Annotated in this window: 6 protein-coding genes; 3 read left to right on the forward strand and 3 right to left on the reverse strand. The window is 70.6% G+C overall.

The annotated features are described in order from the left end of the window. The 3 genes from dusA to ACK5F2_RS15825 form a co-directional block, all read left to right on the forward strand. A partial coding sequence (gene dusA / locus ACK5F2_RS15815; protein ID WP_409866286.1) for a tRNA dihydrouridine(20/20a) synthase DusA occupies positions 1 to 782 on the forward strand: 782 nt, incomplete at its 5' end. A gap of 8 nt (positions 783 to 790) precedes the next feature. Next, positions 791 to 1381, forward strand: a complete 591-nt coding sequence (locus tag ACK5F2_RS15820; RefSeq protein WP_409866288.1) for a methylated-DNA--[protein]-cysteine S-methyltransferase — start codon at positions 791 to 793, stop codon at positions 1379 to 1381. A gap of 29 nt (positions 1382 to 1410) precedes the next feature. Continuing rightward, a complete protein-coding gene (locus ACK5F2_RS15825; protein WP_409866291.1) occupies positions 1411 to 2661 on the forward strand; it encodes a DEAD/DEAH box helicase in 1251 nt (416 codons plus the stop codon). 4 nt (positions 2662 to 2665) lie between these two features. Here ACK5F2_RS15825 and ACK5F2_RS15830 read toward each other — a convergent pair whose 3' ends face one another. The 3 genes from ACK5F2_RS15830 to ACK5F2_RS15840 form a co-directional block, all read right to left on the reverse strand. Further along, complete coding sequence (locus ACK5F2_RS15830; protein ID WP_409866293.1) at positions 2666 to 3715, reverse strand: recombination-associated protein RdgC; 1050 nt, start codon at positions 3713 to 3715, stop codon at positions 2666 to 2668. 127 nt (positions 3716 to 3842) lie between these two features. Then, entirely contained in the window at positions 3843 to 4487 is a 645-nt protein-coding gene (locus ACK5F2_RS15835; RefSeq protein WP_409866296.1) for a DsbA family oxidoreductase, read from the reverse strand. A gap of 12 nt (positions 4488 to 4499) precedes the next feature. After that, positions 4500 to 5489 (reverse strand): succinylglutamate desuccinylase/aspartoacylase family protein (locus tag ACK5F2_RS15840; RefSeq protein WP_409866298.1); only part of this gene is annotated, 990 nt, incomplete at its 5' end.

The following is a 5489-nucleotide window of genomic DNA, read 5'->3' on the forward strand; positions in this document are numbered from 1 at the left end:
GCTATGACGAGGTCAATCTGAACTGCGGCTGCCCCAGCGAGCGGGTGCAGCGCGGCGCCTTTGGCGCCTGCCTGATGGCCGAGCCCAGGCTGGTGGCCGATGGCGTGAAGGCCATGCGCGATGCGGTGAGCATCCCGGTGACGGTGAAGCACCGTATCGGTATCGACAAGATCGAGCGCTACGACTTTGTGCGCGACTTCGTGGGCACCATCGCCGAGGCCGGCTGCGAGGTCTTCATCGTGCACGCCCGTAACGCCTGGCTGCAAGGCCTGTCCCCCAAGGACAACCGCGAGATCCCGCCGCTGCGCTACGAGCTGGTGCACCGGCTCAAGCGCGAGTTCCCTCAGCTCACCATCGTGATCAATGGCGGCCTCAAGACCGACGCCGAGATCGCCGAGCAGCTCCAGCATGTGGACGGCGTGATGGTGGGCCGCCAGGCCTATCACGAGCCCTGGCAGATGGCGCACTGGGATTCGCGCTTCTTTGGCCAGGCCGACCCGGACACCGCCCAGGCCGGCCGTGAGGCGGTGGAAGCCGCCTGGGTCCAGTACCTGAGCGCTCAGCAAGCACTTGGCCGCCCCTGGGCCACGGCCATGCGCCACGCCCTGGGCCTGTGGAACGGCGCGGCCGGCTCGCGCCGCTGGCGCCAGATCTGGTCTGACCACAAGCTCAAGAGCCTGAGCCCGGCCGAGGTCGCTGCCCTGGCCACCGAGGCCCGCTCCGGCGTAGCCCGCCATGTGGACGAGCATCAGGCCCGCCATGCTGCGGCCCTGAACGCCTGAACTCCCTCATGCCGCCGCGCCAGTTCTTCCACTGCTACGAGACCGCGCTGGGCTGCTGCGGCATCGCCTGGAACGAACGCCTGGCCCTGATCGGCTCGCAGCTGCCCGAGGAGAACGCCGGCGCCACCCGCGACCGCATGCGCGCCCGCTTTCCCGCCGCGCGCGAGCTGCCGCTGGAGCCCGAGCTGCCGGCCCTGATCCAGCGGGCCATGGCGGGTGTGCGCGCCCTGCTGGCGGGGCAGAGCACCGACGCCGGGGTATTGCTCGAGCTGGAGCTGGACGACAGCGCGCTGCCCGAGTTCCACCGCCAGGTGCTGGCCCTGACCCGGCACATTCCCGTGGGCCAGACCCTCAGCTATGGCGAGATCGCCACGCGCCTAGGCCAGCCCGGTGCGGCGCGCGCCGTGGGCCAGGCCGAGGGTCACAATCCTTTCGCCCCCATCGTGCCCTGCCACCGCGTGCTGCCCAGCAGCGGCAGTGGCAGCCCGGGTGGCTTTTCCGCCCATGGCGGCCTGGCCACCAAGCAGCGCCTGCTGCTGATCGAGGCGCGTGCCACCGGCCAGCTCGGCGGCGAGCAGGGCAGCCTGTTCGGCGCCTGAGCCTCACCTCTTCTACTTTTCTTCAATTCATGTCGTTTGCTTCCCTGGGCCTAGAGCCTGCGCTGCTGAAGGCCCTGGCCGAGCTGGACTATCAAGACCCGACCCCCATCCAGGCGGCGGCCATTCCCCCGGCACTCGCCGGCCGCGACCTGTTGGGCCAGGCCGCCACCGGCTCGGGCAAGACCCTGGCCTTTGGCCTGCCGCTCTTGCAGCGGGTGCTGCAAGCTGGCGAGGGTCGACGCCTGAAAGCCCTGGTGCTGGCGCCCACGCGCGAGCTGGCGGCGCAGACGGCCGAAGCCCTGCGCGATCTCGCGCGCCTGCTGCCGGCGCGGCTGAAGATTGCGGTGGCCTTTGGCGGGGTCTCGATCAACCCGCAGCTCATGGGCCTGCGCGGCGGTTGTGATGTGATGGTGGCCACGCCGGGCCGCCTGCTCGATCTGCACGAACACAATGCCCTCGGCTTCGAGGCGCTGGAGCTGCTGGTGCTGGACGAGGCGGACCGCCTGCTGGACATGGGCTTTGCCGAGGAGCTGCAGCGCATCCTGGCCCTGCTGCCGGTGCGGCGCCAGAACCTCTTCTTCTCCGCCACTTTCCCGGCGGCGGTGCAGGGCCTGGCGGACGGCCTGCTGCGCGAGCCCCTGCGCGTGGAGGCCCCGGCCGAGGCGCCGCCGGACATCCTGCAGCGCGCCATCCGCGTGGACGAGGCCCAGCGCACGCCCTTGCTGCGCCATCTGCTGCAGACCGAGGGCTGGTCGCGCCTGCTGGTCTTCGTGGCCACCCAGTACGCCACCGAGCTGGTCTCGGACAAACTCTGGAAGGCCGGCATCAAGGCCGCGGCCCTGCATGGCGAGCTGAGCCAGGGCACGCGGCGCGAGGTGCTGGCGGCGCTGAAGGCCGGCACGGTACAGGTGCTGGTGGCCACCGATGTGGCGGCGCGCGGCCTGGACATTCCAGAGTTGCCGGCGGTGCTGAACTACGACCTGCCGCGCTCCCCGGCGGACTACACCCACCGCATCGGCCGCACCGGCCGGGCCGGCGCGCGCGGCGTGGCGCTGAGCTTTGTGACGGCGGCGGCCGAGGCGCATTTCCGCCTGATCGAGAAGCGCCAGGGCCAGCGCGTGCCGCGTGAGCAGATCGCGGGCTTCGAGCCCAAGGAGCAGCCGGTGCAAGAGCCCGGCGCGGGCGGCATCAAAAGCCTGACCCGCAAGAGCAAGAAGGACAAGCTGCGGGAGGCCGCTGCTGCCGCAGCTCAGGCCCCCCAGCCCAAGCCCAAGGCCTGACCGTTCAGTCCCAGGGCGCCTTGTCGTCCGGGCCGGCGGCTGCGGACGCGGCGGCTATGGCGGCCGTCACGGCCGCAGGCGTCTGGTCCAGGTCCAGCACGGTCTTGTCGGGCGCCACCAGCTGGCTGTCGGCCACGAAGCCGCTGGGGGCCGAGCCCAGGAAGTCGTGCTCGCCGCCCAGGCCCTCGATCAGGGCCGGAATCAACTCGCCCAGCTCGCCCGCGGCGATGGTGGCGTCGGCGTCGAACTGCTCGTCCTTCTCGGGCTTGTCATGGCCCTCGAACACCAGGTCCAGGAAGCTGATCTTCTTGATCTGCAGCGTGTCGGTGAGCAGGAAGGACACGCGGTCCTTGTAGCTCATGGCCAGGCGGGTGGGGCGCTTGCCGGCTTCCAGGTGCTGGCGCACCTCGTCGATGTCCAGGGCGTGGCGGGCATAGCGCACCACGGACTTCATCTCGTCCTCGCTCTTGAGCTCGCACTCGCGGTCGATCGTGAAGCCCTCGGGCGCCACGCCATCCATCAGCCAGGCGGCCATGCAGGTGGCGGGGGCTTCGGCGCTCTGCACCAGGTGCAGGGTCAGGCCCTCAAGCGTCTTGATCAGGAGGCTCACCACCTCCTCGCAGCGTGCCGGGCTGGAGGCGTCGATCATCAGGAGGCGCTGCTCGGGGGCGATCCAGATGCGGATGCTGCTGCGCTTTTTGAAGCACAGGGGCAGCAGCTCCTGGGTAGCCTGCTCCTTGAGGTCCTTGAGCGCCTTCTTGCCGGGCTTGCGGCCGGTCTGCTCCTCGATCTGGGCGGCAATCTCGTCCACCCGCTCCTTGACCACCGAGCCGGGCAGCACGCGCGACTCCAACTGCAGCTTGAGGTGCAGATGGCCGTCGATCACCTCGACCAGGGGGCCGTGCTCGATGCCGCGCGGCGGCACCCAGCCCAGGGACAGGGGCTCGGTGGCGCCGCAGGGCTGGAACTGGCCCTTGGCCAGGGCCTCCTCGACTTCTTGGCGGCTGGGCTGCCAGCTGGCGCCCACGCGGTAAATCGTCAGGTTCTTGAACATCGGATGCGTCGTCGGAAATGCGAGCGCCCCGGCAGGACCGGGGCGCGCTGAGTGTGTGCGAAACGGGTGAGCGTCATTGTCGCTCAGCCCCGGGCTGTGGGGCCTGCCGAAATGGCAGCAGTCCGGCTCAGCGGCCGGATTCGGCCGCAATCTGGCGCAGGGCCTGCTCGAAGACCTCGGGCGGCTGGCCGCCGGAGATCAGATGCCGTTCGTTGATGATGACGGCGGGCACCGAGCTGACACCCAGGGAGTGGTAGAGCGACTCGGCATCGCGCACGGCGTCGGCATAGCGCTCGGAGGCCAGCACGGCGCGGGCTTGCTCGGCGTCCAGCCCCACGGCCACGGCGCGCTCCAGCAGCAGGGCATGGTCGCTCGGGTCGCGGCCCTCGGTGAAATAGGCCGTGAACAGCGAGAGCTTGAGATCGCGCTGGGCGCGCGCGCTCTGCTCGCCGGCCCAGTGCAGCAGGCGGTGGGCGTCGAAGGTGTTGTAGATGCGGCTGCGTGCGCCCTGGGCGAAGTCAAAGCCCAGGGCCGCACCGCGCTCGCGGATGCGCTCGCGGTTGGCGGCCAGCTGGGCCGGCGGCAGGCCGTACTTGCGGGCCAGGTGCTCGTCGATGTCCTCGCCCTCGGGCGCCATGCCGGGGTTGAGCTCGAAGGGCTGGAAGTGCAGCTGCACCTCAAGCTCCGGCATGCGGGCCAGGGCCTGTTCCAGGGACTTGAGGCCGATGGCGCACCAGGGGCAGGAGACGTCGGAGACGAAATCGATCTTCATAAGGCCGGCAATCTAGCCCAGCTGGCGCGAGCTTGCCCGCGCCAGGTAGAACCACTCACTGCCGGGCTGGGCATTCACGGCCGGGAAGACGATGCGTCCGTCGGCCGGGGCCAGCACCGGCCGGCCGTCGTGGCGGGTGCCGATGCGCTCGCCCTGGCTCACCGGATCGAAGCTGGCCCAGGCGCGCTCGAAGCGGTCGCCCTCGTGTTCGCGGTCCACCACCTCGTAGAGCTGCAGCAGCTCGGGCGCGGCGGCGGGGCGGGGCGTCACCACCTCTGCGTCCACCATGCCCAGCAGCACCAGCACCCGCAGGATGGCCTTGTAGGCGAATTCCGGCGCCTCGGGGTCGGCATGCTGGCCGCATTCCAGGGTGATGCCGTAGCCGCCGCGCGAGCGCATGAACTCGGTGGTGCCCACGCCGTAATGCGGGTCTTGCTGCAGCGTGGCGCGCCGGCTGCCGTCGCCCGAGCGTTCGGCCCGGCGCTGCAGGCCCAGGGCATAGGTGGAGAGCCAGCCCTCCACGATGCGCTCCGTGCCCACGCAGGCGGCCAGCAGGCCTTCGGCCCGCTCATGGGCAAAAGGCTCCAGTTCGCCGCGGTTGCTGCGCGGGCCCAGCATGGCAAAGGGCTTGCCCTGGCCCTGGAAGCTGTGCAGGTCCAGCAGCACCTCGTGGTCCGCCAGCCAGCGGCACAGCGGTCCGGCGATGCGGTCCTCGAAGTCCTGCGGGACCACGGGCGGGCGCAGATTGCGATTGAGGTTGCGATCGCCCTCGCGCCGGCCCAGCTGGTGGGCCAGGGGGTTGACGATGGGAATGAAGCTCAGCGTGCCGCCGCGCAGCTGCAGGGCGCCGCTGTCCAGCTCGGCCATCACGCGCTGGATGGCGGCCACGCCGCAGACCTCGTTGCCATGCTGGGCCCGCGCAGCAACCGCGGCGAACTGGAGCCTTTTGCCCATGAGCGGGCCGAAGGCCTGCTGGCCGCCTGCGTGGGCACGGAGCGCATC

The sequence above is a fragment of the Roseateles sp. genome, from assembly GCF_046300915.1.
Taxonomy (GTDB): domain Bacteria; phylum Pseudomonadota; class Gammaproteobacteria; order Burkholderiales; family Burkholderiaceae_C; genus Kinneretia.